The 25,844-nt window shown below is 61.0% G+C and carries 21 protein-coding genes; 13 read left to right on the top strand and 8 right to left on the bottom strand.

Features of this window, described 5'->3' with window-relative positions; all coding sequences use genetic code 11:
- The first annotated feature begins 67 nt into the window (after nucleotides 1-67).
- Both JFU48_RS02955 and JFU48_RS02950 read left to right on the top strand, forming a co-directional pair.
- Entirely contained in the window at nucleotides 68-1,795 is a 1,728-nt protein-coding gene (locus JFU48_RS02955) for an ABC transporter ATP-binding protein/permease (protein ID WP_201135804.1), read from the top strand.
- A gap of 188 nt (nucleotides 1,796-1,983) precedes the next feature.
- Nucleotides 1,984-2,733: a FadR/GntR family transcriptional regulator gene (locus JFU48_RS02950; RefSeq protein WP_041072876.1), complete on the top strand. Its 750-nt coding sequence runs from the start codon at nucleotides 1,984-1,986 to the stop codon at nucleotides 2,731-2,733.
- Between the two features lie 145 nt (nucleotides 2,734-2,878).
- Here JFU48_RS02950 and JFU48_RS02945 read toward each other — a convergent pair whose 3' ends face one another.
- Both JFU48_RS02945 and JFU48_RS02940 read right to left on the bottom strand, forming a co-directional pair.
- Nucleotides 2,879-3,067, bottom strand: a complete 189-nt coding sequence (locus tag JFU48_RS02945) for a hypothetical protein (RefSeq protein WP_103485928.1) — start codon at nucleotides 3,065-3,067, stop codon at nucleotides 2,879-2,881.
- Nucleotides 3,068-3,078: 11 nt separating this feature from the next.
- Nucleotides 3,079-4,383 (bottom strand): phospholipase, encoded by a 1,305-nt coding sequence (locus JFU48_RS02940; protein ID WP_201135803.1) that lies wholly within the window; start codon nucleotides 4,381-4,383, stop codon nucleotides 3,079-3,081.
- Nucleotides 4,384-4,620: 237 nt separating this feature from the next.
- On the opposite strand from JFU48_RS02940, the gene kdgD reads away from it, so the two are divergent.
- The 5 genes from kdgD to JFU48_RS02915 all read left to right on the top strand — a co-directional run bounded on the left by kdgD (nucleotide 4,621) and on the right by JFU48_RS02915 (nucleotide 11,351).
- Nucleotides 4,621-5,532 (top strand): 5-dehydro-4-deoxyglucarate dehydratase, encoded by a 912-nt coding sequence (gene kdgD / locus JFU48_RS02935; protein ID WP_201135802.1) that lies wholly within the window; start codon nucleotides 4,621-4,623, stop codon nucleotides 5,530-5,532.
- Nucleotides 5,533-5,592: 60 nt separating this feature from the next.
- Nucleotides 5,593-7,038: an aldehyde dehydrogenase family protein gene (locus JFU48_RS02930; protein ID WP_201135801.1), complete on the top strand. Its 1,446-nt coding sequence runs from the start codon at nucleotides 5,593-5,595 to the stop codon at nucleotides 7,036-7,038.
- Between the two features lie 182 nt (nucleotides 7,039-7,220).
- On the top strand, nucleotides 7,221-8,585 hold the full coding sequence (locus tag JFU48_RS02925; RefSeq protein ID WP_003221643.1) for an MFS transporter: 1,365 nt from the start codon (nucleotides 7,221-7,223) through the stop codon (nucleotides 8,583-8,585).
- Between the two features lie 11 nt (nucleotides 8,586-8,596).
- Nucleotides 8,597-10,150 (top strand): galactarate dehydratase, encoded by a 1,554-nt coding sequence (gene garD, locus JFU48_RS02920; protein ID WP_201135800.1) that lies wholly within the window; start codon nucleotides 8,597-8,599, stop codon nucleotides 10,148-10,150.
- A 259-nt stretch (nucleotides 10,151-10,409) separates the two neighbouring features.
- Nucleotides 10,410-11,351, top strand: coding sequence for an AEC family transporter (locus tag JFU48_RS02915; protein ID WP_003221646.1), 942 nt, complete (start codon nucleotides 10,410-10,412; stop codon nucleotides 11,349-11,351).
- A gap of 135 nt (nucleotides 11,352-11,486) precedes the next feature.
- On the opposite strand, the gene JFU48_RS02910 is transcribed toward JFU48_RS02915, so the two are convergent.
- The 6 genes from JFU48_RS02910 to gatC all read right to left on the bottom strand — a co-directional run bounded on the left by JFU48_RS02910 (nucleotide 11,487) and on the right by gatC (nucleotide 16,787).
- Entirely contained in the window at nucleotides 11,487-11,867 is a 381-nt protein-coding gene (locus JFU48_RS02910) for a carboxymuconolactone decarboxylase family protein (RefSeq protein ID WP_003221648.1), read from the bottom strand.
- On the bottom strand, nucleotides 11,864-12,925 hold the full coding sequence (locus JFU48_RS02905; protein ID WP_201135799.1) for a calcium/sodium antiporter: 1,062 nt from the start codon (nucleotides 12,923-12,925) through the stop codon (nucleotides 11,864-11,866). The genes JFU48_RS02910 and JFU48_RS02905 overlap by 4 nt, the downstream gene beginning before the upstream one ends.
- Before the next feature lie 46 nt (nucleotides 12,926-12,971).
- Nucleotides 12,972-13,346: a septal ring lytic transglycosylase RlpA family protein gene (locus JFU48_RS02900; protein WP_003221651.1), complete on the bottom strand. Its 375-nt coding sequence runs from the start codon at nucleotides 13,344-13,346 to the stop codon at nucleotides 12,972-12,974.
- 229 nt (nucleotides 13,347-13,575) lie between these two features.
- The gene (gene gatB / locus JFU48_RS02895; RefSeq protein ID WP_007961565.1) at nucleotides 13,576-15,021 is read right to left on the bottom strand and encodes an Asp-tRNA(Asn)/Glu-tRNA(Gln) amidotransferase subunit GatB; all 1,446 of its coding nucleotides are present in this window, start codon (nucleotides 15,019-15,021) and stop codon (nucleotides 13,576-13,578) included.
- Between the two features lie 10 nt (nucleotides 15,022-15,031).
- Nucleotides 15,032-16,483, bottom strand: a complete 1,452-nt coding sequence (gene gatA / locus JFU48_RS02890) for an Asp-tRNA(Asn)/Glu-tRNA(Gln) amidotransferase subunit GatA (protein ID WP_201135798.1) — start codon at nucleotides 16,481-16,483, stop codon at nucleotides 15,032-15,034.
- Between the two features lie 16 nt (nucleotides 16,484-16,499).
- The gene (gene gatC / locus JFU48_RS02885) at nucleotides 16,500-16,787 is read right to left on the bottom strand and encodes an Asp-tRNA(Asn)/Glu-tRNA(Gln) amidotransferase subunit GatC (RefSeq protein ID WP_003221657.1); all 288 of its coding nucleotides are present in this window, start codon (nucleotides 16,785-16,787) and stop codon (nucleotides 16,500-16,502) included.
- A 211-nt stretch (nucleotides 16,788-16,998) separates the two neighbouring features.
- On the opposite strand from gatC, the gene mreB reads away from it, so the two are divergent.
- The 6 genes from mreB to JFU48_RS02855 all read left to right on the top strand — a co-directional run bounded on the left by mreB (nucleotide 16,999) and on the right by JFU48_RS02855 (nucleotide 25,829).
- Nucleotides 16,999-18,036 carry a rod shape-determining protein MreB gene (mreB, locus tag JFU48_RS02880; protein ID WP_002555108.1) on the top strand — a complete coding sequence of 346 codons (1,038 nt, stop codon included), beginning with the start codon at nucleotides 16,999-17,001 and terminating at the stop codon, nucleotides 18,034-18,036.
- A gap of 141 nt (nucleotides 18,037-18,177) precedes the next feature.
- Entirely contained in the window at nucleotides 18,178-19,302 is a 1,125-nt protein-coding gene (gene mreC / locus JFU48_RS02875) for a rod shape-determining protein MreC (RefSeq protein ID WP_080593219.1), read from the top strand.
- Complete coding sequence (gene mreD, locus JFU48_RS02870) at nucleotides 19,302-19,793, top strand: rod shape-determining protein MreD (RefSeq protein ID WP_003221660.1); 492 nt, start codon at nucleotides 19,302-19,304, stop codon at nucleotides 19,791-19,793. The genes mreC and mreD overlap by 1 nt, the downstream gene beginning before the upstream one ends.
- Nucleotides 19,794-19,837: 44 nt before the next feature.
- Nucleotides 19,838-20,434 (top strand): Maf family protein, encoded by a 597-nt coding sequence (locus JFU48_RS02865; protein ID WP_201135797.1) that lies wholly within the window; start codon nucleotides 19,838-19,840, stop codon nucleotides 20,432-20,434.
- Nucleotides 20,435-20,492: 58 nt separating this feature from the next.
- The gene (rng, locus tag JFU48_RS02860) at nucleotides 20,493-21,950 is read left to right on the top strand and encodes a ribonuclease G (protein ID WP_003221665.1); all 1,458 of its coding nucleotides are present in this window, start codon (nucleotides 20,493-20,495) and stop codon (nucleotides 21,948-21,950) included.
- 75 nt (nucleotides 21,951-22,025) lie between these two features.
- Nucleotides 22,026-25,829 (top strand): YhdP family protein, encoded by a 3,804-nt coding sequence (locus JFU48_RS02855; protein ID WP_201135796.1) that lies wholly within the window; start codon nucleotides 22,026-22,028, stop codon nucleotides 25,827-25,829.
- Nucleotides 25,830-25,844: the final 15 nt, after the last annotated feature.

Genomic DNA, 25,844 nt, shown 5'->3' with positions numbered 1-25,844 from the left:
CGCGATAACGCGCACCGATCAACTATGATCGGTGCGTGTCTGTTCTTTTCTTTATCGAGCCTTTTCCATGAATCAGAACGCTGAATATTCCGCGGTCAACGATGCTGTGCGCGGGCAGTTTTTTCGCAAGGTGTGGGCGATCATCACGCCTTACTGGCGCAGTGAAGAGAAGGGCAAGGCCTGGACGCTGCTGATTGCGGTGATCGCGCTCTCGCTGCTGAGCGTGGGCATCTCGGTGTGGTTCAACACCTGGTACAAGGACTTCTACAACGCCCTGCAAAAGAAGGATGAAGCGGCGTTCTGGCGCTTGATTCTGTACTTTTGCGGCATTGCGGCCGTGGCGATTATCGGCGCCGTGTACAGGCTCTACCTGACCCAGATGCTGACGATTCGCTGGCGCGCCTGGCTCACCGAAAAGCATTTCTCCCGTTGGCTCGCCGACAAGAATTACTACCAGCTGGAGCAGGGCGGTTACACCGACAACCCGGACCAGCGGATTTCCGAAGACCTCAACAACTTCACCTCCAATACCCTTGAGCTGGGGATCGGCCTGCTGCGCAATATTGTCAGCCTGGTGTCGTTCTCGATCATTCTGTGGGGCGTTTCGGGCAGCATCGAAGTCTATGGCATCACCATTCCCGGCTACATGTTCTGGTGCGTGCTGGTCTACGCCGTGGTGGGCAGCTGGCTGACGCACTTGATCGGTCGTCGCTTGATCGGCCTGAACAACCAACAACAACGCTTTGAAGCCGACCTGCGTTTTTCCATGGTGCGGATTCGCGAAAATGCCGAAAGCATTGCGTTGTATAACGGCGAACCGAATGAAAACCGTCGCTTGAGCGGCCGTTTCGGCAATGTCTGGCACAACTTCTGGGACATCATGAAAGTGTCCAAGCGCCTGACGTTCTTCACTGCCGGTTACAGCCAGGCTGCGATCATTTTCCCGTTTATCGTTGCGTCGCCGCGTTACCTCGCCGGCAAGATCGAACTTGGCGAGTTGATGCAGATCAGCTCGGCATTCGGCAACGTCCAGGAGAGCTTCAGCTGGTTCATCAGCGCTTACCAGAGCCTCGCGTCCTGGCGCGCCACCTGTGATCGTCTGCTGAGTTTCCGTCAGGCTATGACCGATAACGAACAGCGCACCCCGGCCATCGACGTGCAGAATCAGGGCCGTGAGTTGAAAGTGCACAACCTCGGTCTGGATCTGGCAGACGGTCGCCACCTGCTGACCAATGCCGACATGACGGTGGAGCCGGGTGACCGGGTGATGCTCAGCGGCCGCTCTGGCAGCGGCAAGTCGACCCTGCTGCGGGCGATGGGGCACTTGTGGCCGGCGGGGCACGGCAACATCCGCCTGCCGGCGGCGCGTTATCTGTTTTTGCCGCAGAAGCCGTATCTGCCGATCGGCACCCTGCGCGAGGCCTTGAGTTATCCACAACCGGGCGACACCTACGCGCCGGAGCGCTACGTCGAGGTGCTGGAAATCTGCCGTCTGCCGCATCTGGTCGCGCGTCTGGATGAAGCCAATCACTGGCAGCGCATGCTCTCGCCGGGTGAACAGCAACGTCTGGCCTTCGCCCGCGCCATGCTGTACGCACCGCAATGGCTGTATATGGACGAAGCGACGTCGGCGATGGATGAAGAGGATGAAGCGACGCTGTATCAGGCGCTGATCGATCAATTGCCGGGGCTGAGCATCGTCAGTGTCGGCCACCGCAGCAGCCTCAAACGCTTCCATCCACGCCATGTGCGCATCGACAGCGGGCATCTGGTGGAGCAGGCCGTGACCGCCTGATCACCACCATTCCCCAGTGGGAGCGGGCTTGCTCGCGAAGGCGTCCTTTCAGTCGACAAATCGGTTGCCTGACACACCGCCTTCGCGAGCAAGCCCGCTCCCACAGGGGTTACGCGTGGTAAGTGATCGTACAACCCGCCTGCGCTATGATGCCCACCAAGCCGAAATTTCGAGACAAGACGTAGACCATGGAAAACCCGATCGACACCCCACGCCTCCCGCGCAAGCGCCGCAGCCTCGCCCAGGAGCTGGTGACGGTGCTGACCGAGCAGATCCGCGACGGTCTGCTCAAGCGCGGCGACAAGCTGCCCACCGAGTCGGCGATCATGCAGGAACATGGCGTCAGCCGCACCGTGGTGCGTGAGGCGATTTCCCGCTTGCAGGCCGCTGGCCAGGTGGAAACCCGCCATGGCATCGGCACCTTTGTGCTGGACACCCCGAGCCCGAGCGGTTTTCGCATCGACCCGGCGACGGTCGTCACCCTGCGTGATGTGCTGGCGATTCTCGAATTGCGCATCAGCCTGGAAGTGGAGTCCGCCGGCCTCGCCGCGCAACGCCGCAGCCCGGAGCAACTGGCAACCATGCGCGCCGCCCTCGATGCGCTGAACGACAGCGTGGCCCACGCCAGCGATGCCGTCGCCTCGGACTTCGCTTTCCATCTGGAAATCGCCCTGTCCACCGGCAACCGCTACTTCACCGACATCATGACCCACCTGGGCACCAGCATCATTCCGCGTACGCGGCTGAATTCTGCGCGCCTTGCGCATGACGATCAGCAGCACTACATGAACCGCCTGAGCCGGGAACACGAGGAAATCTACGAAGCGATTGCCCGCCAGGATGCCGATGCGGCGCGGGCGGCGATGCGTCTGCATTTGACCAACAGCCGTGAGAGACTGCGCCAGGCCCATGAAGAGGCGCAGGCGCAGCGGGGATGAGTTTGCAGGTTTGATTCATGTGTTGATTGATCTACCGCTTTCGCGAGCAAGCCCGCTCCCACCCTGGATTTTCGGTGAGCCCGGATTTTGAGTTCAGCCGAGATCCATTGTGGGAGCGGGCTTGCTCGCGAAGGGGCCGGTGAATTCAGCGCGGCAATATCGAGCGATCCACCCTCACCGCCAGTTTCGCTTTACCCGGCTTGGCAGCAAACGCCACCTCGCCTGATTGATCCACAACCCCCCGCGCAATCGGCTTGCCATCGGCCAGCAACTCCAGCGGCGCCCCTTGCAGCGATTGCCCCGACGCCAGTTCCAGTTTCAATTTGATCGTCATGCCCATTCTCCTTAAATGACGTTGCCGCTCGGGTGATAGTCCTTGAGCAGCAGGTAGGTGCTCCAGCCCCACCAGTTGTCGACGGTGGCGGTGTCGTTGAGGTTGTTCACATCTTTGCGGCGCAAGACTTTGCCGCCCTCGACGCGGAACAGCGGTGCGAAGTTATTGGAAATATTCAGCACCGCCGTCAGGTCGGGCACGCGTTGCAGTGCGGCGAATGTGGACGGGGCGGGCAGCGTGCCGCTCAAGTAAGCGGCAAACACCTCATCCGCCGAGGCCTGCACCGCCAGATTGACCTGGGTGCGGTTGTCCGCGTCGCTGGTTTCGAAGTAGCGCTTGTCGCCGTACGCGCGCCATTGATCGCCATGGGCGTTACCCACCTTGAGGCCGAATTTGCTGTCCTCGTCGTGCATGAAGCGGGTGATCAGTGAACCCAGATCGCTCGGGGTCACCACCGCGGCAAGCTCCTTGCGCGGTACTCGCAAGTGGCCGGATGAGAACAGGTCGGTGAGGAAGTGGTCGGCAAACGCGTTCATCGCGTAGGCGCGCTCCAGTTGCTGTTTATCCTGACTGGCGCGGGCGGCGATGGCGGTTTGCAGGGCGGCGGTGTGACCGGCGATATAGGCCAGTCTCGCCCATTCGCCGAAGTGGTCGGCGTTGTTCGCCGCCAGTTTCAGATAACGCCCGAGTGGGATCAGCGCGGAGACGAAACTGCCGCCACCGGTGATCTTGTTCCACTCTTCGGACAACGTATCTCCCAGTGCGTCGTAGGCTTCGTGCGCCGGTTTACCGTCCTGGATCGCTTGTTTAACCGCGTCGATCTCTTTTTGCATGACCGCGAGAATCTGCGTGGCCTCGGCGCGCGAGGCCGGCAGTATTGCGAGGGAGTCGAAGGCGGCATTGAACCGGTTCAGGCGATCGGCCGGGGTCGCACCTTCGTTGATCGGTCGATCAACCACGCCGTAGAAATCACCGCCCAGCGCCAGCACCTGACCGTAGGTCAGCGCGAGGCCGTTGGGCAGGTGCAAGGGCACGTTTTGCGCGCGGATCGGTTCAGCGTTTTCAGCAAGGCGCAGCAGGGTGTTGTCGCCGATGGCCGTGTGTTCGCCACCTTCGAAGCGCAGTTTGGGCTTGCCTTTGAGGGTGTTGCCGGGCAGGACGCTTAGCGGTTCGACATCGCTGTGGGCGTCGGCGATGTGCAACACCAGATGCGGATTGTCGGCGCTGAAGTGGATGCCGTTTTCCGTGAAAAGATCATCGAAACGAGCGATCAGCGGTTTGGGTCTTTCCTGTGGTTTTGGGTGCGGTCCGGACATTTCTTGCTCCTTGATATGCCGTCTGTGGATTTATTTTTAACTGTATGGATATACAGTCTAATCGAGCCTAGACCAGATTTTTCCTACGTCAAGAAGGGATCTTGTCCGACAAAAAGCGTGGGGCAACGATGAAATGCAGTTGACGGTTGTCTTTTAAGTTGTACGATGACCTACAACTTCAGCGCTGGCTGAATCATAAAACTCACAAAAAATGTTGCTACCCAGGGTGTTCGAAAAATGAATCCACAAGAACTGAAGTCCATCCTCTCCGCCGGTCTGTTGTCGTTCCCGGTCACCGATTTCAACGCCCAGGGCGATTTCAACCGCGCCGGCTACATCAAGCGTCTGGAATGGCTGGCCCCGTATGGCGCTTCGGCACTGTTCGCCGCCGGTGGCACCGGTGAGTTCTTCTCCCTGGCAGCCAGCGAATACTCGGAAATCATCAAGACCGCGGTCGATACCTGCGCCACCAGCGTGCCGATTCTGGCCGGTGTCGGCGGTTCGACCCGCCAGGCCATCGAGTACGCCCAGGAAGCCGAGCGTCTGGGCGCCAAAGGCCTGTTGCTGCTGCCGCACTACCTGACCGAAGCCAGCCAGGACGGCGTTGCCGCCCACGTTGAAGCGGTGTGCAAATCGGTGAACATCGGTGTGGTGGTCTACAACCGCAACGTCTGCCGCCTGACCGCGCCACTGCTGGAACGTCTGGCCGAACGCTGCCCGAACCTGATCGGCTACAAGGACGGTCTGGGCGATATCGAGTTGATGGTGTCGATCCGTCGTCGCCTCGGCGATCGCTTCAGCTACCTCGGCGGCCTGCCGACCGCTGAAGTCTACGCCGCCGCCTACAAGGCGCTGGGCGTGCCGGTTTACTCGTCGGCGGTGTTCAACTTCATCCCGAAAACCGCGATGGATTTCTACCACGCGATTGCCCGCGATGATCACGCCACCGTCGGCAAGATCATCGACGACTTCTTCCTGCCGTACCTCGACATCCGCAACCGCAAAGCCGGTTACGCCGTGAGCATTGTCAAGGCCGGGGCCAAGATTGCCGGCTATGACGCAGGCCCGGTACGGGCGCCGCTGACCGACCTGACCGGCGAAGAATTCGAAATGCTCGCCGCACTGATCGACAAGCAAGGCGCGCAATAAACACCGACCCACAAGGCCGCTGAGCAATCAGCGGCTTTTGCGTAGAGAGGAGAATTTTCTGTGGCTGATTCCAAGCGTTACGACAACTACATCAACGGTGAATGGGTCGCCGGTGCCGATTACTCGGCGAACATCAATCCGTCCGAGTTGAGCGACACCATCGGCGACTACGCCAAGGCTGACCTGACTCAGGTTCACGCCGCCATCGATGCCGCCCGTGCCGCGTTCCCGGCGTGGTCGACGTCCGGTATTCAGGCCCGTCACGATGCGCTGGATAAAGTCGGCACGGAAATCCTCGCCCGTCGCGAAGATCTCGGCACCCTGCTGGCCCGGGAGGAGGGCAAGACCCTGCCCGAAGCCATCGGCGAAGTGACCCGCGCCGGCAACATCTTCAAATTTTTCGCCGGTGAATGTCTGCGGCTGTCCGGCGACTACGTGCCGTCGGTGCGCCCGGGCGTCAACGTCGAAGTGACCCGCGAAGCCCTCGGCGTAGTCGGCCTGATTACCCCGTGGAACTTCCCGATTGCCATCCCTGCATGGAAGATCGCCCCGGCGTTGGCCTACGGCAACTGCGTGGTCTTGAAACCGGCGGACCTGGTGCCGGGCTGTGCCTGGGCACTGGCGGAAATCATCTCCCGCGCAGGCTTCCCCGCTGGCGTGTTCAACCTGGTGATGGGCAGCGGGCGGGTGGTTGGCGAAGCGCTGGTCAACAGCCCGAAAGTCGATGGCATCAGCTTCACCGGTTCGGTCGGCGTGGGTCGGCAGATCGCCGTTAATTGCGTGTCGCGCCAGGCCAAGGTGCAGCTGGAAATGGGTGGCAAGAACCCGCAGATCATTCTCGACGACGCCGACCTCAAACAAGCGGTCGAGCTGTCGGTGCAGAGCGCGTTCTACTCCACCGGCCAGCGTTGCACGGCGTCGAGCCGCTTGATCGTCACCGCCGGGATTCACGACAAATTCGTCGAGGCGATGGCCGAACGCATGAAGTCGATCAAGGTCGGCCACGCGCTGAAATCCGGCACCGACATCGGCCCGGTGGTTTCCCAGGCGCAGCTGGAACAGGACATGAAGTACATCGACATCGGCCAGAGCGAAGGTGCACGTCTGGTCAGCGGTGGTGGTCTGGTGACCTGCGACACCGAAGGCTACTTCCTCGCGCCAACGCTGTTTGCCGACAGCGAAGCGTCGATGCGCATCAGCCGTGAAGAGATCTTCGGCCCGGTGGCCAACATCGTTCGCGTGGCCGATTACGAGGCAGCGCTGGCGATGGCCAACGACACCGAGTTCGGCCTGTCCGCCGGTATCGCCACCACCTCGCTGAAGTACGCCAACCACTTCAAGCGTCACTCGCAAGCCGGGATGGTCATGGTCAACCTGCCGACCGCCGGTGTCGATTACCACGTTCCGTTCGGCGGCCGTAAGGGATCATCCTATGGCTCACGTGAGCAAGGCCGCTATGCACAAGAGTTCTACACGGTCGTGAAGACCAGCTACATCGGTTCCTGAAGGAACATGCGGTGTCGACCCTGGCACCGCACCCCTGTAGGAGCTGCCGAAGGCTGCGATCTTTTGATCCTGATCTTCAAAGCAAGATCAAAAGATCGCAGCCTGCGGCAGCTCCTACAGGGAATACATGCAGCACAACAGATTCACCCGCGCATAAAAATAATCAGTGGGAGTACATCTACATGCAACCGTCCAAGCCGACTCACGTCCGCTATTTGATCCTGCTCATGTTGTTCCTGGTGACCACGATCAACTACGCCGACCGCGCGACCATCGCCATCGCCGGTTCCAGCCTGCAAAAAGACCTCGGCATCGACGCGGTCACTCTCGGCTATATCTTCTCCGCCTTCGGTTGGGCCTACGTGGCCGGGCAGATCCCCGGTGGCTGGCTGCTCGATCGCTTCGGCTCGAAAAAAGTCTATGCCCTGAGCATCTTCTGCTGGTCGCTGTTCACCGTGTTGCAGGGCTTTGTCGGTGAGTTCGGCATGTCCACGGCGATTGTTGCGCTGTTCATGCTGCGCTTTCTGGTGGGCCTGGCCGAAGCGCCGTCATTCCCCGGCAACGCTCGAATTGTCGCAGCGTGGTTCCCGACTGCTGAACGTGGCACCGCTTCGGCGATTTTCAACTCGGCGCAATACTTCGCCACGGTGCTGTTCGCGCCGCTGATGGGCTGGATTGTCTATACCTTTGGCTGGGAACACGTGTTCATCGTCATGGGCGGTTTCGGCATTGTCTTCTCGCTGATCTGGCTCAAGGTTATCCACAGCCCGCGCCAGCACCCGATGGCCAACGACGCCGAAGTGCAGTTCATCGCCGACAACGGCGGCATGGTCGACATGGATCAGAAGCAAGGCAAAAAGTCGGACGGGCCGAAGTGGGATTACATCCGCCAGTTGCTGACCAACCGCATGATGCTCGGCGTTTACCTGGGCCAGTACTGCATCAACGGCATCACTTATTTCTTCCTGACCTGGTTCCCGGTGTACCTGGTGCAGGAGCGCGGCATGACCATTCTCAAGGCGGGTTTCATCGCCTCGTTGCCGGCGATCTGCGGCTTCATCGGCGGCGTGCTCGGCGGGGTGATTTCCGATTACCTGCTGCGCAAAGGGCATTCGCTGACCTTCGCCCGCAAGGCACCGATCATCGGCGGTCTGCTGGTGTCGAGCAGCATCGTCGCCTGCAATTACGTGGACATCGAATGGATGGTGGTCGGCTTCATGGCCCTGGCGTTCTTCGGCAAAGGCGTGGGTGCGCTGGGCTGGGCAGTGGTCTCCGACACTTCGCCGAAACAGATCGCCGGTCTCAGTGGTGGCTTGTTCAACATGTTCGGCAACATCGCGTCGATCACCACACCGATCGTGATTGGCTACATCATCAGCTCCACCGGTTCGTTCAAGTGGGCACTGGTGTTCGTCGGCGCCAACGCACTGGTCGCGGTGTTCAGCTACCTGGTGATCGTCGGTCCGATCAAACGTGTGGTGCTCAAAGAGCCGCCAACCAACGGTGGTTCTGAAATCACCGGCAAATTGTCTCAAGCGCATTCCTGAGGAGCGGCGTCATGCAGTTGATTGAACATTCCGACTCGCCGCGCTACATCCGCCTGCACGAGCGGGACAACGTAGTGATTGTGGTCAACGACCAGGGCGTACCGGCCGGCACCGAATTCCCGGACGGTCTGGTGACCGTGGATTTTGTGCCGCAGAGCCACAAGGTCACCCTCGAAGACATTCCCGAGGGCGGTCAGGTGATTCGCTACGGTCAGACCATCGGCTACGCGTTGCAGCCGATTCCACGCGGCAGTTGGGTCAAGGAAGATCAACTGCGCATGCCGACCGCGCCGCCGCTGGACAGCCTGCCGCTGTCCACCGAAGTACCGGCCGCGCAGGCCCCGCTGGAAGGTTTCACCTTTGAGGGTTACCGCAACGCCGACGGCACCGTCGGTACGCGCAACATCCTCGGGATCACCACCACCGTGCAGTGCGTGACCGGTGTGCTCGATCACGCGGTGAAACGCATCAAGGACGAACTGCTGCCGAAATACCCGCACGTCGATGACGTGGTGGCGCTGACCCACAGTTACGGTTGTGGTGTGGCGATCACCGCCACCGATGCCTACATCCCGATCCGCACCGTGCGCAATCTGGCGCGCAACCCGAACCTGGGTGGCGAAGCGTTGGTGATCAGCCTCGGCTGCGAGAAATTGCAGGCCGGACAGGTGATGCACGAGGACGATGCCTCGGTGGATCTCAGCGAGCCGTGGCTCTATCGCTTGCAGGATTCCAGCCACGGTTTTACCGAGATGATCGAGCAGATCATGGCGCTGGCTGAAGTCCGTCTGAAGAAGCTCGACCAGCGCCGCCGCGAAACCGTGCCGGCCTCGGAGCTGATCCTCGGCATGCAGTGTGGCGGCAGCGATGCGTTCTCCGGAATCACCGCCAACCCGGCGCTGGGTTATGCCTCGGACTTGTTGCTGCGCGCAGGAGCGACGGTGATGTTTTCCGAAGTCACCGAAGTGCGCGATGCGATCTATCTGCTGACCTCCCGTGCCGAGACCAAGACCGTGGCGCAGGAACTGGTGCGCGAGATGGACTGGTACGACCGCTATCTGGCCAAGGGCGAAGCGGATCGCAGCGCCAACACCACGCCGGGTAACAAGAAGGGCGGGTTGTCGAACATTGTCGAGAAGTCCTTGGGTTCGATCGTCAAATCCGGCAGCAGCGCGATCAACGGCGTGCTCGGCCCGGGCGAGCGTTTCAAGCGCAAGGGCCTGATCTTCTGCGCGACGCCGGCGAGTGATTTTGTCTGCGGCACGCTGCAACTGGCAGCGGGGATGAACCTGCATGTGTTCACCACCGGGCGTGGCACGCCGTATGGCCTGGCGATGGCGCCGGTGGTCAAGGTCTCGACCCGGACCGAACTGGCGCAGCGCTGGCCGGACCTGATCGACATCGATGCCGGACGGATCGCCACCGGGCGCGCGTCGATCGAGGAGTTGGGCTGGGAGTTGTTCCACTACTACCTGGATGTGGCGAGCGGCAAGCAGCAGACCTGGGCGGAGAAGCACAAGCTGCATAACGACATCACCTTGTTCAATCCGGCGCCGATTACCTGATGGTTTGTGAGGCAAAAGCTACCCTCACCCCAACCCTCTCCCGGAGGGAGAGGGGGCCGATCCGGGAATATTTTAGTAATACACCGACCTGAAAATGCTTTGCCGAATCCATAGTCGACTCGGTATTGCAGGTCGATGTATGACGCACCACACCTCAGTCAGTCCCCTCTCCCTCCGGGAGAGGGTTAGGGTGAGGGGCTTTTCAAGCTTTTGGCTTATCATTAAGCCCTGACGACGCTCACCCAAAGGCTCCCCCGGCATGCTGGCAATCTTCCTCGACACCCTGAATATCACCGCGCCGGTGTTCGCCATGCTGTTCCTCGGGGTGTTGCTCAAGCGTATCGAGTGGATCAACGACAACTTTATCCACACGGCCTCGGCGCTGGTGTTCAACGTCAGCATGCCGGCGCTGCTGTTTCTGGGGATTCTGCATGCGGATCTGCACGCCGCGCTGCAACCGGCGCTGCTGATCTATTTTGCGCTCGCCACGCTGGCGAGTTTTGCCCTGGCCTGGGGCTGGGCGATCATCAAGTGCCCGCGTGAAGATCGCGGCATCTACACCCAGGGCGCGTTTCGCGGTAACAACGGGGTGATTGGTCTGGCGCTGGCGGCGAGCATGTACGGCGACTACGGGATTTCCCTCGGGGCGATTCTCGCGGCGCTGGTGATCCTGTTCTACAACACGCTGTCGACCATCGTGCTCGCGGTGTACAGCCCGGTGATCAAGTCCGATCCGTGGAGCATCTGCAAAAGCGTGTTCAGCAATCCGTTGATCATCAGCGTGATCGCGGCGGCACCGTTTGCCTGGTTCAAGATCAGCCTGCCGGGCTGGCTGGAAACTTCCGGGCAGTATCTGGCACAAACCACCTTGCCGTTGGCGCTGATCTGCATTGGCGGCACGTTGTCACTGGCGGCGCTGCGCAAGAGCGGCAGCATGGCGCTGAGTTCGAGCCTGGTGAAAATGATCGGCCTGCCGCTGCTGGCAACGCTCGGCGCATGGCTGTGGGGTTTTCGGGGGGCGGAACTGGGGATTCTGTTTCTGTACTTCGGCAGCCCGACGGCGGCAGCCAGTTTCGTCATGGCCCGCGCGGCGCAGGGCAATCATGAGCTGGCGGCGGCGATCATTGTCATGACCACGCTGATGGCGGCGGTGACCACCAATATCGGGATCTTTCTGTTGCAGTGGGGTGGGTGGATCTAGCCTGAGACTCGGGTTGCTCCTGCGGGCCTCTTCGCGAGCAAGCCCGCTCCCACGGGTTTTTGTGTTGTTAATCAGATTTCAACAACACCAAAGATCCCTGTGGGAGCGGGCTTGCTCGCGAAGGCGTCAGTCTTTTCACTCAGGCTTCTGGTAACTGTCGATCACTTCCTGCGCCGCCCGAAACGCATCAATCGCCGCCGGCACCCCGGCGTACACCGCGCAATGCAGCAACGCTTCACGAATCTCCTCGACCGTGCAGCCATTGTTCAGCGCACCCCGCACGTGGCCCTTCAATTCCTGCGGACACTTCAACGCGGTCAGCGCGGCGAGGGTGATCAGGCTGCGGGTTTTCAGTGGCAGACCTTCGCGATTCCACACGCCGCCCCAGGCGTGCTCATTGACGAAATCCTGCAACGGCTGAGTAAATTCGGTGGCGTTGCCCAGCGCGCGATCAACGAACGCATCGCCCATTACCTGACGGCGGATTTCAACCCCGGTTTTCTGCGAATCGGTCATGGCACATCCCTCTTGTGGTGTTGGCGGCGCCAGGCGCGTACGGACGTGAACAACAGGAACGCCAGCAGCGTCGGCAGCACGTAAAACAGCATCAGCTTTTCCAGTTTGCCGGCCAGCGGCATGCCGGTGGTGAACGACACCACGTGCAGCCCGTAAGCCAGGTACAAACCGAGCAGCAACAAACCTTCGGCGCGGGTCACGCGGTAGCCGGAATAGAACACCGGCAGGCACAGCGCGGCGACGCCGAGCATCACCGGCAAGTCGAAATCCAGCGCGTTGGGCGAGACCGACAACGGTGTCGGCGCGATCAGTGCGGTGATACCGAGCACTCCCAGCAGATTGAACAGGTTGGCGCCGATCACGTTGCCCACGGCGATATCGCGTTGCCCGCGCAGTGCCGCGATCAGTGAGGTGGCGAGTTCCGGCAGCGAGGTGCCGACCGCGACCACGGTCAGGCCGATCACCCGCTCGGAGAAGCCCAGATCGGTCGCCACCGCCACGGCGGCGCCGAGCAGCAAATGCCCGGCGAACACCAGCAGCGCCAGCCCGACAGCGATCATCAGCAGACTGCTGAACCACGGCGCCTGCGGGGTTTGCGGCACTTCCGAATGCGGGCGCGCCGAGTGCCGCGACTGGCGCAGCAGCAAGCCCAGATACAACGCCAGCGCGGCGAGCAGCAGGACGCCGTCGAAGCGGCTGATCTGTTCATTCCAGGCGAGGACGAACACCAGCAGACTGGCGCCGATCATCAGCGGAATATCCAGACGCACCAGTTGTCGCGAAACCCGTAACGGAATGATCAGTGCCGACAGGCCGAGGGTCACGAGGATGTTGAAGATGCTGCTGCCGATCACGCTGCCGACGGCGATGTCGGGATTGTGCGCGAGGGTCGCTTGCAGGCTGACTGCCATCTGCGGAGCACTGCTGCCGAGGGCGACGATGGTCAGGCCGATGATCAGTGGTCGCACATGCAAGCGTGCGGCGAGACGCACGGCGGCGCGCACCATCAGTTCGGCTCCGAGGATCAGCAGTAGCAGGCCACTGAGCAGTTCGATCACGTTGATCAGCGGTAAATCGGCTAGCGCGAAAATGGCGGGTGCTCCATCAGTCGTCGAGGGCCTGCACGCGAACCCGTGCCGTACCGCTGCCGAGCATACCGAGTTGTTCGGCGGCTTCGCGTGAAACATCAATCAGACGGCCACGGGTATGCGGTCCGCGGTCGTTGATGCGCACCACGCAGGATTTGTCATTTTTCAGGTTGGTGACCTTCACCCGCGTACCGAATGGCAGTTGGCGATGGGCGGCGGTCAGGGAATGCTGGTTGAACGCTTCGCCGCTGGCGGTGCGTTTACCGTGGTGTTGGGCGCCGTAGTAGGAGGCGACACCGGTCTGGTCGTAACCGTGCGGGTCGATGATGTCGTTGCTGGCGCAACCGGCGAGCAAGGAGAGCAGGGCGCAGGCGCCGAGCAGGCGTTTCATTCGAAAGCTCCACAAAACAAATGTGGAAACAACCCAATGTGGAGATCAGCTTCTGTGGCGAGGGGATTTATCCCCGATGGGGCGCGCAGTGCCCCCAAATTCCAGGTACAGAAGAATTGGGGCCGCTTCGCAGCCCATCGGGGATAAATCCCCTCACCACAAAACTCCCCCCGCCATAGATTGTTCCCACAGGGGATGGAGCCAGGCTTCAGGTCTGGCCCCATTTGCATCAGCCTTCGAGCTTGCTTTTCAGCAGTTCGTTCACTTGCTGCGGGTTGGCCTTGCCTTTCGAAGCCTTCATGGCCTGACCGACGAAGAAGCCGAACATCTTGCCTCGTTTGGCTTCGTCTGCCGCGCGGTATTGCTCGACCTGCTCGGCGTTGGCCGCGAGCATTTCGTCCAGCACCGCGGAGATCGCGCCGCTGTCGGTCACTTGCTTCAGACCGCGCTTGTCGATGATCTCGTCCGCCGTGCCTTCGCCGTTGGCCATCGCTTCGAACACCACTTTGGCGATCTTGCCGGAGATGGTGTTGTCCTTGATGCGCTGCAGCATGCCGCCCAGCAGTTCAGCGGAAACCGGCGACTCGTCGATGTCCAGGCCTTGCTTGTTGAGCAGGCTGCCCAACTCGACCATGACCCAGTTCGCCGCCAGTTTGGCGTCGCCGCCGATGGCTGCGACCTTCTCGAAGTAGTCCGCTTGCTCACGGCTGGTGGCCAGCACGTTGGCGTCGTAGGCCGACAGACCGAACTGGCTCTGGAAGCGCTCGCGTTTTTGCGGTGGCAGTTCCGGCAGGGTGGCGCGCACTTCGCCGAGGAACGACTCTTCGATGACCACCGGCAGCAGGTCCGGGTCGGGGAAGTAACGATAGTCGTTGGCTTCCTCTTTGGAGCGCATCGGACGGGTCTCGTCCTTGTTCGGATCGTACAGACGGGTCTGCTGGATCACTTTGCCGCCGTCTTCGATCAGCTCGATCTGCCGCTGGATCTCGGAGTTGATCGCCTTCTCGATGAAGCGGAACGAGTTGACGTTCTTGATCTCGCAGCGGGTGCCGAACTCGACCTGGCCTTTCGGGCGTACCGAGACGTTGCAGTCGCAACGCAGCGAACCTTCGGCCATGTTGCCGTCACAGATGCCCAGGTAACGCACCAGCGCATGGATCGCCTTGACGTACGCCACGGCTTCCTTGGCGCTGCGCATGTCCGGCTCGGAAACGATTTCCAGCAGCGGCGTGCCGGCACGGTTCAGGTCGATGCCGGTGGCGCCGTTGAATTCTTCGTGCAGGCTCTTGCCGGCGTCTTCTTCCAGGTGCGCGCGGGTGATGCCGACACGTTTGACGGTGCCGTCTTCCAGCGCGATGTCCAGGTGGCCCTTGCCGACGATCGGCAATTCCATCTGGCTGATCTGGTAGCCCTTCGGCAGATCCGGGTAGAAGTAGTTTTTGCGGGCGAACACGTTGTGCTGACCGATCTCGGCGTCAATCGCCAGACCGAACATCACCGCCATGCGCACCGCTTCCTGGTTCAGCACCGGCAATACGCCGGGCATGCCCAGGTCGATCAGGCTGGCCTGGGTGTTCGGCTCGGAGCCGAACTGGGTGGAACTACCGGAAAAGATTTTCGACCGGGTAGTGAGCTGAGTGTGAATCTCCAGCCCGATCACGACTTCCCATTGCATGTGTGTCTCCTCAGAAGCCGGTTGGGGTGCGGGTGTGCCAGTCAGTGTTCAACTGATACTGGTGCGCAACATTGAGCAAACGGCCTTCCTGGAAATACGGCGCAAGCAACTGCACGCCAACCGGCAGACCGTCGACAAAACCGGCCGGCATCGACAGGCCCGGCAGGCCCGCGAGGTTGGCGGTGATGGTGTAGACGTCTTCCAGATAGGCAGCGACCGGGTCGCTGTTCTTCGCGCCGAGCTTCCAGGCCGGGTTCGGCGTGGTCGGGCCGAGGATGATGTCGACTTCATTAAAGGCCGCCATGAAGTCGTTCTTCACCAGGCGACGGATCTTCTGCGCTTTCAGGTAGTAGGCGTCGTAGTAACCGGCGGACAGCGCGTAGGCACCGACCATGATCCGGCGCTGCACTTCCGGCCCGAAGCCTTCGCCACGCGAGCGCTTGTACAGGTCGATCAGGTTTTCCGGGTTCTCGCAGCGATGGCCGAAACGCACGCCGTCGAAACGCGACAGGTTCGAGGAAGCTTCGGCCGGGGCGATCACGTAGTACGCAGGAATCGCGTGCTGCATGTTCGGCAGGCTGATTTCCTTGATCACGGCACCGAGCTTCTGCAGCTCTTTGATGCTGTTCTGGATCAGGTCGGCGATGCGCGGGTCGAGACCGGCGCTGAAGTATTCCTTCGGCACGCCGATGCGCAGGCCCTGCAGCGAAGTGTTGAGGCTGGCGGAGTAATCCGGAACCGGCTCATCGATGCTGGTGGAGTCGTTCTGGTCGAACCCGGCCATACCTTGCAACAAAATCGCGCAGTCTTCGGCAGTGCGCGCCAACGGGCCGCCCTGATCGAGGCTGGAGGCGTAAGCGATCATTCCCCAGCGCGAAACACGACCGTACGTCGGTTTCAGGCCGGTGAGGTTGGTGAATGCAGCGGGCTGACGAATCGAACCACCGGTGTCGGTGGCCGTGGCTGCCGGCAACAGACGAGCGGCAACTGCCGCTGCCGAACCACCGGACGAACCGCCCGGCACGTGTTCCAGATTCCACGGGTTTTTCACCGCGCCGTACCAGCTCGACTCGTTGGCCGAACCCATGGCGAATTCGTCCATGTTGGTCTTGCCCAGAGTCACGGCACCGGCAGCGGCCAGTTTCGCGACCACGGTGGCATCGTACGGGGCCTTGAAGTTGTCGAGCATCTTCGAGCCGCAGCTGGTGCGGATGCCCTGGGTGCAGAACAGGTCCTTGTGGGCGATCGGCGCACCGAGAAGGGCGCCGCTCTCACCGTTGGCCCGGCGTGCATCGGCGGCTTTCGCCTGCGCCAGCGCCAGCTCTTCGGTGAGGCTGATGAAACTGTTGAGCTGCGGATCGAGCTGGGTAATACGCGCCAGCAGGACTTTGGTCAGCTCTTCGGAAGAAAACTTTTTATCGGCGAGACCGCGGGCGATCTCGGCCAGAGTCATTTGATGCATTGCAGGCTCTTTCCCTTTAGTCGATGACTTTCGGAACCAGATACAGGCCGTTTTCGACCGCTGGTGCGATGGACTGATAGGCCTCGCGGTGATTGGTCTCGGTCACGACGTCGGCGCGCAGGCGCTGACTGGCTTCCAGCGGGTGGGCCAAAGGCTCGATACCGTCGGTATCAACGGCCTGCATTTCGTCGACCAGCCCGAGAATGCTGTTGAGGGCGGAAGTAATGTGCGGAAGATCGGCATCATTCAGGCCAAGGCAGGCCAGATGTGCGATTTTTTCCACGTCGGAGCGTTCTAGCGCCATCGGGATTCTCCAGTGGAAAACAGAACGGACGGCGTCCGTGTGTTAGATTGTCGGAACACTACCGCACTTCTACGGTCATAAGGCCGCGATTGTGGGGCTTGGTGCACAGAAAAGCGGCCAATTTAACATATTGGCGCCTTGCCCAAAATCCCTGTCGTTGTTAGAGTTTGCCGCACTTTTTTACCCACGCGTTGCCTAGGGTCCCTTTCCCATGTTCAAGAAACTGCGTGGCATGTTTTCCAGCGATCTTTCCATTGACCTGGGCACTGCCAACACCCTTATTTACGTGCGCGAGCGCGGTATCGTCCTGAATGAGCCATCGGTTGTGGCCATTCGGACACACGGTAACCAGAAAAGTGTCGTAGCTGTCGGCACCGAAGCCAAGCGCATGCTCGGTCGTACGCCGGGCAACATTGCTGCCATTCGTCCGATGAAGGACGGCGTGATCGCCGACTTCAGCGTCTGCGAAAAGATGCTGCAATACTTTATCAACAAGGTGCACGAAAACAGCTTTCTGCAGCCCAGCCCTCGTGTGCTGATCTGCGTTCCATGCAAATCCACCCAGGTCGAGCGTCGTGCCATCCGTGAATCGGCCCTTGGTGCCGGTGCCCGTGAAGTGTTCCTGATCGAAGAGCCAATGGCTGCTGCGATCGGTGCCGGCCTGCCGGTTGAAGAAGCACGCGGTTCGATGGTCGTCGATATCGGTGGTGGTACCACTGAAATCGCGCTGATCTCCCTGAACGGTGTGGTCTATGCCGAATCCGTCCGCGTCGGCGGCGACCGCTTCGACGAAGCGATCATCACCTACGTGCGCCGCAACTACGGCAGCCTGATCGGTGAATCGACTGCCGAGCGCATCAAGCAGGAAATCGGTACGGCCTACCCGGGCGGCGAAGTGCGCGAAGTCGACGTTCGCGGTCGTAACCTGGCCGAAGGCGTTCCACGCGCATTCACCCTGAACTCCAACGAAGTGCTGGAAGCTCTGCAAGAGTCGCTGGCTACTATCGTTCAGGCGGTGAAAAGCGCGCTGGAGCAATCGCCGCCGGAACTGGCTTCCGACATCGCCGAGCGTGGCCTGGTGCTGACCGGTGGTGGCGCGCTGCTGCGTGACCTCGACAAGCTGCTGGCTCAGGAAACCGGTCTGCCGGTGATCGTTGCCGAAGATCCGCTGACCTGTGTTGCTCGCGGCGGTGGCCGTGCATTGGAAATGATGGACAAGCACACCATGGACCTGCTCTCCAGCGAATAAGCGCTGGGTTGCAATACGTGGGTGAGCGCACAGGCAGCACTTTGCAGTGCTGCCTGTTGGCGTTTATCTTCTGTCAGTCTTCATCCAGGCCGGTTTGATGCCGTATGAATAAACAGAACATTTGCCTGGGAGGAGCGGCTTATTAAACCGCTTTTCGCCAAAGGCCCTTCGTTGGGTGTGCGCCTGTTGGTGTTGGCCGTGCTGTCGGTCGCACTGATGGTGGTCGATGCCCGCTTCGACCTGCTCAAACCCGCGCGCAAACAAGCGTCGCTGGTGTTGATGGACGCCTACTGGATCACCGACCTGCCCGGACGGCTGTGGGAAGGGGTCGCCAGTCAGTTCGGCAGTCGCACCGAGCTTGTCGCCGAAAACGAAAAACTCAAGACCGAAAACCTGCTGTTGCAGGGCCGCATGCAAAAGCTTGCCGCCCTCACCGAGCAGAACGTGCGGCTGCGCGAGTTGCTCAATTCCTCCGCACTGGTCAACGAAAAGGTCGAAGTGGCCGAGTTGATCGGCATGGACCCCAATCCCTTCACCCATCGCATCATCATCAATAAAGGTGAGCGCGATGGCGTGGTGCTCGGTCAGCCGGTGCTCGATGCACGCGGTCTGATGGGCCAGGTGGTCGAGTTGATGCCGTACACCTCCCGTGTGCTGCTGCTGACCGACACCACTCACAGCATTCCTGTACAGGTGAACCGTAACGGTCTGCGGGCGATTGCCAGCGGCACCGGCAATCCGGAACGCCTGGAACTGCGGCACGTTGCCGATACCGCCGACATCAAGGAAGGCGACCTGCTGGTCAGCTCCGGCCTCGGTCAGCGCTTCCCGGCCGGTTATCCGGTGGCGACGGTCAAGGAAGTCATCCACGATTCAGGCCAGCCTTTCGCGATTGTCCGCGCGGTGCCGACCGCTGCGCTGAACCGCAGCCGTTATCTGCTGCTGGTCTTCAGCGACAACCGCACCGCCGAAGAGCGCGCCAACGATGCGGCGCAGGCCCAGGAAAATCTTGATGCGCAGGGCGGTGGCCCGGTGCTTCCGGCCACAGTGCCGAAAATCGTCAACAGCCCGGCTGCCGCTGCAGCAACAACCGCCCCCGCAGCACCTGCCGCCGCGGCCAGCACTACGCCGGCCAAACCGGTAGCGAGCAAACCGCCTGCGACCAAGCCTGCGGCAGCGAGTAAGCCGCCGGCGTCCCAGCCTGCTGCGCGTCCGGCGGCGAAACCGCCGGTCACTGCGCCGGCCAATACCGGGAGACAAGAATAATGGTTGGGGCTACTGCTTCCCGTAACGGCTGGATGGTCTGGCTGACATTTCTCATCGGTCTGCTGCTCAGCGTGTCGCCGATGCCGCAATTCATGGAAATCCTGCGTCCGCTCTGGCTGGCGCTGCTGCTGGCATTCTGGGCGTTGGCCTTGCCGCAAACCGTGGGCATGGTCACGGCGTTTTGCCTGGGGTTGGCCGAAGACGTGCTGTACGGCACGCTGCTTGGCCAGAACGCCTTGATCCTGACCCTGATCACCTTCCTGGTGCTGTCCTTGCAACAACGCCTGCGGATGTTCCCGATGTGGCAGCAATGCCTGGTGATCCTGGTGATCTTCGGCCTCGCCCAGCTGGTTCAATTGTGGCTCAGTGCCCTGACCGGCAACCGCCAGCCAACTCTGGCGCTGGTGCTGCCAGCCTTGACCAGCGCCTTGCTCTGGCCTTGGGTCAGCTTTGCTTTGCGTGGATTGCGCCGCCGCTACAAAATCAACTGATTCGGTCAGGCATGTGCCCGCACCTCGACAAGGGAGATGTCTTGATGAAGCCGCTTTACCTCGCCTCTGGTTCGCCGCGTCGGCGTGAGTTGCTCACGCAGATCGGCGTGCCGTTCGCCGCCATCAGTGCGGACATCGATGAAACCCCGCTTCCCGAAGAATCGCCCTCGGCCTACGTCGAACGCCTCGCGCGTGGCAAGGCCGAGGCCGGTCGACGCACGCGGGTGTCCGACGCGGCGTTTTGCGTTCTGGGCGCGGACACCGCGGTGGTGCTCGACGGCAAAATTCTTGGCAAACCGGTGGACGAAGCCGACGCATGCGCCATGCTGATGATGTTGTCCGGCAAGGAGCATGAAGTGCTGACCGCCGTCGCGGTGCTGGAAGGCCAGCGTTGCGAGTCGCGAGTGGTGCGCAGTCTGGTGCGGTTCCGCTCGATCAGCCGTGAAGAAGCGGCGGCCTACTGGGCCAGCGGTGAGCCGCGGGACAAGGCCGGCGGTTATGGCATTCAGGGCCTCGGCGCGGTGTTTGTCGCGGGGCTCAATGGCAGCTATTCGGCCGTGGTCGGGCTGCCGGTTTGCGAAACCGCAGAACTGTTGGGCCATTTCGGCATACCCTGTTGGCAAAACCTGAACGCGCAATGAGCGTCGTATGGATCAAGATGCGGCCATTATCGTGAACATGCCTGAACGAGACCCTGCCATGAGTGAAGAGATTCTGATCAACATCACGCCGATGGAATCGCGCGTGGCAGTGGTCGAAAACGGTGTGCTGCAAGAAGTCCACGTCGAGCGCACGCAAAAGCGCGGGATCGTCGGCAACATCTATAAAGGCAAGATTGTCCGGGTGCTGCCGGGCATGCAGGCGGCATTCGTCGACATCGGTCTGGATCGTGCGGCCTTCATTCACGCTTCGGAAATCTCCCTGCGCGAAGGCCCGGCGGTGGAAAGCATCAGTTCGCTGGTGCACGAAGGCCAGAGTCTGGTGGTGCAGGTGACCAAGGATCCGATCGGGTCGAAAGGTGCACGACTGACGACTCAGCTGTCGATTCCGTCGCGTTATCTGGTGTACATGCCGCGCACCGCCCACGTCGGCATTTCTCTGAAAATCGAAGACGAAGCCGAGCGCGAACGCCTCAAGCAGGTGGTCAGCGATTGTGTGGCCAAGGAAGGGATCAAAGAGGCCGGTGGCTTCATCCTGCGTACCGCCGCCGAGGGGGCCGGGGCCGATGAAATTCTCATGGACATCCGCTACCTGCGCCGTCTGTGGGATCAGATCAGCGAGCAGATCAAGACCATTGGTGCGCCGAGCGTGATCTACGAAGACCTCGGTCTGGCCCTGCGCACCCTGCGCGACCTGGTCAGCCCGAAGATCGAGAAGATCCGTATCGACTCCCGGGAAACCTTCCAGAAAACCACGCAGTTCGTCGCCGAACTGATGCCGGAAATCGCCGATCGTCTGGAACACTATCCGGGCGAGCGGCCGATTTTCGACCTGTATGGCGTCGAGGACGAAATCCAGAAAGCCCTCGAGCGCAAAGTGCCGCTCAAGTCCGGCGGTTATCTGGTGGTCGATCCGGCGGAAGCCATGACCACCATCGACGTCAACACCGGCGCGTTCGTCGGTCATCGCAATCTCGAAGAAACCATCTTCAAGACCAACCTCGAAGCGGCCACCGCGATTGCCCGGCAGATGCGCCTGCGCAATCTGGGCGGGATCATCATCATCGACTTCATCGACATGGAAGATGAAGAACATCAGCGTCAGGTGCTGCGCACCCTGGAAAAACAGCTCGAACGTGATCACGCCAAGACCAACATCATCGGCATCACCGAGTTGGGCCTGGTGCAGATGACCCGCAAGCGCACCCGCGAAAGTCTTGAACAAGTGCTGTGCGAGCCGTGCAGCAGTTGCCAGGGGCGTGGCAAGTTGAAGACTCCGGAAACCATCTGTTACGAGATTTTCCGCGAGATTCTGCGTGAAGCCCGGGCCTATCAGGCTGAGGGTTATCGGGTATTGGCGAACCAGAAAGTGGTGGATCGGCTGCTCGACGAAGAATCCGGTAACGTCGCCGAGCTTGAAGGGTTCATCGGCCGCACCATACGCTTTCAGGTCGAAACCATGTATTCCCAGGAACAATATGACGTGGTGCTGCTCTGAACCCCTGCAGCACATTTAATCCACAACGGCTGGCCTCAGCTTTTAGTAGTTTTATTGCCATGGGAGCCAACTGACATGGAGCGTCTGACACGCATTTTGGCCGCACTGACCCGCTGGGGGCTGGGCCTGTGCGCGTTGGTTCTGGTGCTGATGGCGTTGTACGTCAGCCTCGGTCGGGAACTGACGCCGCTGGTGGCGGAATACCGCACCGATATCGAAGACAAGGCCACGGCCGCGCTCGGCATGCCATTGCAGATCGGCGAACTGGAAGGCAACTGGAGCGGATTCGCGCCGATTCTGCTGGCCCACGATGTGATGGTCGGTGACGGCGCCAATGCCTTGCGTCTGGACCGGGTGCGCGTGGTGCCTGATCTCTGGGCCAGTTTGCTGGCGTGCGAAGTACGCATCGCCCATCTGGAACTGAACGGCCTGAAGATCAGCGTCAAGCAAGCGCAGGACGGCACCTGGGCACTGGAAGGCCTGCCGGTGCAGAACGACCAGCCGCTTGATCCTGAACAATTGTTCAATCGCTCGCAGATTATTCAGCAACTGTCGGTGCTCGACAGTCAGGTGACCGTGCAGCCGCTGGATCAGGCGCCGATGACCTTTACCTACGTCGGCCTCAATCTGAAAACCGGCAGCAGCCGTCAGCGTCTCGACGCCCGTCTGACCTTGCCCGACGGGCAGCCGGTGGCGATGAGCCTGCGTACGCGGATTCGCCCCTCTCAATTGCCCGACAGTTCGCTGGAGGGTTATGTCAGCCTGCCGCAAAGCGATTGGTCAAAGTGGCTGCCCGAGCGTTTGACCCAGCAGTGGAATTTTTCCCAGATCAAGGCCGGCGGCGAGCTGTGGGTGAACTGGAACGACGGCGCTCTGCAAAGCGCCGCCGTGCGTTTGAATGCGCCGCAGGTGACCGGCGCTTATGCCGAGCGTAAACCGATCAAGATCAGCAATCTGGCGCTCAACGGTTATTACCAGCGGGATGACGAGGGCGCGCTCGTTACCCTCGATTCGTTGGCGATGAATGTCGGCGAGACCCGCTGGGAATCTCATGTGCAACTCAAGCAGACGGTGGCCACCGATAAAGCCGATGAGCTGTGGCACTTGCAGGCCGATCGCCTTGATCTGACACCGCTCACGCCGTTGCTCAATGCGCTGGGGCCGTTGCCCGAAAGCGTCGCCACGGTCGTCGACCACCTGAAGGTGACGGGCGGACTGCGCAACGTGCTGCTGGATTTTCGTCCGAACGCCACCGACGGCTCGAAATTCGGCTTCGCTGCCAACCTCGATAATGTCGGTTTCGATGCCTATCACGGTGCCCCGGCGGCGCGAAACGTCAGTGGCAGCCTAAGCGGCAACCTCGACGGCGGTGAACTGCGCATGGACAGCAAGGATTTCGTCCTGCACCTCGACCCGATCTTCGCCAAGCCATGGCAATACATTCAGGCCAACGCCCGCTTGACCTGGAAACTCGACAAAGACGGTTTCACCCTGATCGCGCCTTACCTGAAAGTGCTGGGCGAAGAGGGCAAGATTGCCGGCGACTTCCTGATCCGCCTGCACTTCGACCATAGCCAGGAAGACTACATGGACCTGCGCGTCGGACTGGTCGATGGCGACGGTCGTTACACCGCCAAGTACCTGCCCGAAGTCTTGAGCCCGGCCCTCGACGAGTGGTTACGCACGGCGATCCTCAAAGGTGCCGTGGACCAGGGGTTCTTCCAGTACCAGGGTTCGTTGAACAAGAACGCCAAGGATGTCGATCGCAGTATCAGCCTGTTCTTCAAGGTGCATGACGCCGAACTGGCGTTCCAGCCGGGCTGGCCGCATGTGAGCAAGGTCAGCGGCGACGTGTTCATCGAGGACAGCGGCGTGCGCATCGTGGCCGACAAGGGCCAGTTGCTCGACACGCAGGTCAGTGACGTCTTCGTCAACATTCCCCATGTGCAGGCCGGACAACATACCCATCTGTTCCTCGACGGCGGTTTTTCCGGTGGGCTGGGCGACGGACTGAAAATACTGCAGACCGCGCCGATCGGCACCGGCGAAACCTTTGCCGGCTGGGAAGGCGAGGGCGATCTGCAGGGCAAGGTCAAACTCGATATTCCGCTGGAAAAGGGTGATCAGCCGAAGATTGTCGTCGACTTCAAGACTGCCAATGCGCGCCTGAAACTGGCGGAGCCGAAGCTTGAACTGAGCCAGCTCAAAGGCGATTTCCGTTTCGATAGCGCCAAGGGTCTGAGCGGCCAGAACATTGCAGCGCAGGCGTTTGACAAGCCAGTGACCGCGCAGATTTTTGCCGATGGCAGCGCCAACAAGATCAAGACCCGGGTCGCCGCCTCTGGGCAGGTCGAGGTGAAAAAACTCACTGACTGGCTGGGCGTGACTCAGCCGTTGCCGGTGTCCGGGACCATTCCCTATCAGTTGCAGGTCAACCTCGACGGCAGCGACAGCCAGCTGACGGTCAGCTCCAACATGAAAGGTGTGGCGGTGGATCTGCCGGCACCGTTCGGCATGTCGGCCCAGCAGGGCCGGGACACGGTATTCCGCATGACCCTGCAAGGTCCGGAGCGGCGCTACTGGGTCAGCTACGATCAGCTGGCCAGTTTCACTTTCGCGGCGCCACCGAGCAATTTTGCCGATGGCCGCGGCGAGCTGTTCCTCGGTACGGGCGATACGGTTCTGCCGGAGGCCAAGGGTTTGCGCATTCGTGGTGTGCTGTCGGAGCTGGACGTCGCACCGTGGCAGGATCTGGTCAGCAAATACGCCGGCAATGACCCGGGTGGCAGCGCCAAGCAACTGCTCAACAGTGCCGACTTCAAGGTCGGCAAGCTCACCGCTTTCGGCACCACGCTCGATCAGGCTGCAGTGCAGGTCAACCGCAAACCGTGGGCCTGGAATCTGTCGCTCGACAGCCAGCAGGCCAAGGGCTCGGCCAGCCTGCCTGATGCCAAGGGCGCACCGATTGGGGTCAATCTGCAATATGTGCGCCTGCCGGCGCCGGATCCGACGGTGCAGGCTGACGAGAACTCGCCCGACCCGCTGGTTTCGGTCGACCCGACGAAGATTCCTGCGCTGGATATCACCATCAATCAGTTGTACCTCGGCCCGGATCTGGTGGGCGGCTGGTCGCTCAAGGTGCGGCCAACGGCCAAAGGCATTGCCCTGAACAATATGGACATGGGCCTCAAGGGCATCCTGTTGCAGGGTAATGGCGGCTGGGAAGGTACACCGGGGTCGACCAACAGTTGGTTCAAGGGCCGGATCAGCGGCAAGAACCTCGCCGATGTGCTCAAGGGCTGGGGCTTTGCACCGAGCGTGACCAGTGAAGAGTTTCACATGGACGTCGATGGCCGCTGGCCCGGTTCGCCGGCATGGCTGGCGACCAAGCGTTTCTCGGGCACGCTGGATGCCTCGCTCAATAAAGGTCAGTTCGTTGAAGTGGAGGGCGGCGCGCAGGCGTTGCGGGTGTTCGGTCTGCTCAACTTCAACTCCATCGGCCGCCGCCTGCGTCTGGATTTCTCCGACTTGTTCGGCAAGGGCCTGAGCTACGACCGGGTCAAGGGCCTGCTGGTGGCCAACGCCGGTGTCTATGACACTCGCGAGCCGATTCGCCTGACCGGGCCGTCGAGCAATCTGGAACTCAACGGTACGCTGGATCTGGTGCGTGAGCAGGTCGATGCGAAATTGCTGGTGACCTTGCCGGTGACCAACAACCTGCCGATTGCCGCGTTGATTGTCGGCGCGCCGGCGGTGGGCGGGGCGTTGTTCCTGATCGACAAGCTGATCGGTGACCGTGTGGCACGCTTCGCCAGCGTCAAGTACACCGTCAAGGGCCCGTGGAAAGAACCGAAAATCACCTTCGACAAGCCTTTTTGAACAGCCATATCCCAA

It is taken from the genome of Pseudomonas sp. TH49 (genome assembly GCF_016650625.1).
GTDB classification, from domain to species: Bacteria; Pseudomonadota; Gammaproteobacteria; order Pseudomonadales; family Pseudomonadaceae; genus Aquipseudomonas; species Aquipseudomonas fluorescens_H.
The sequence above is the reverse complement of the archived record's forward strand: the minus strand, read 5'-3'. Positions and strand labels throughout refer to the sequence as shown.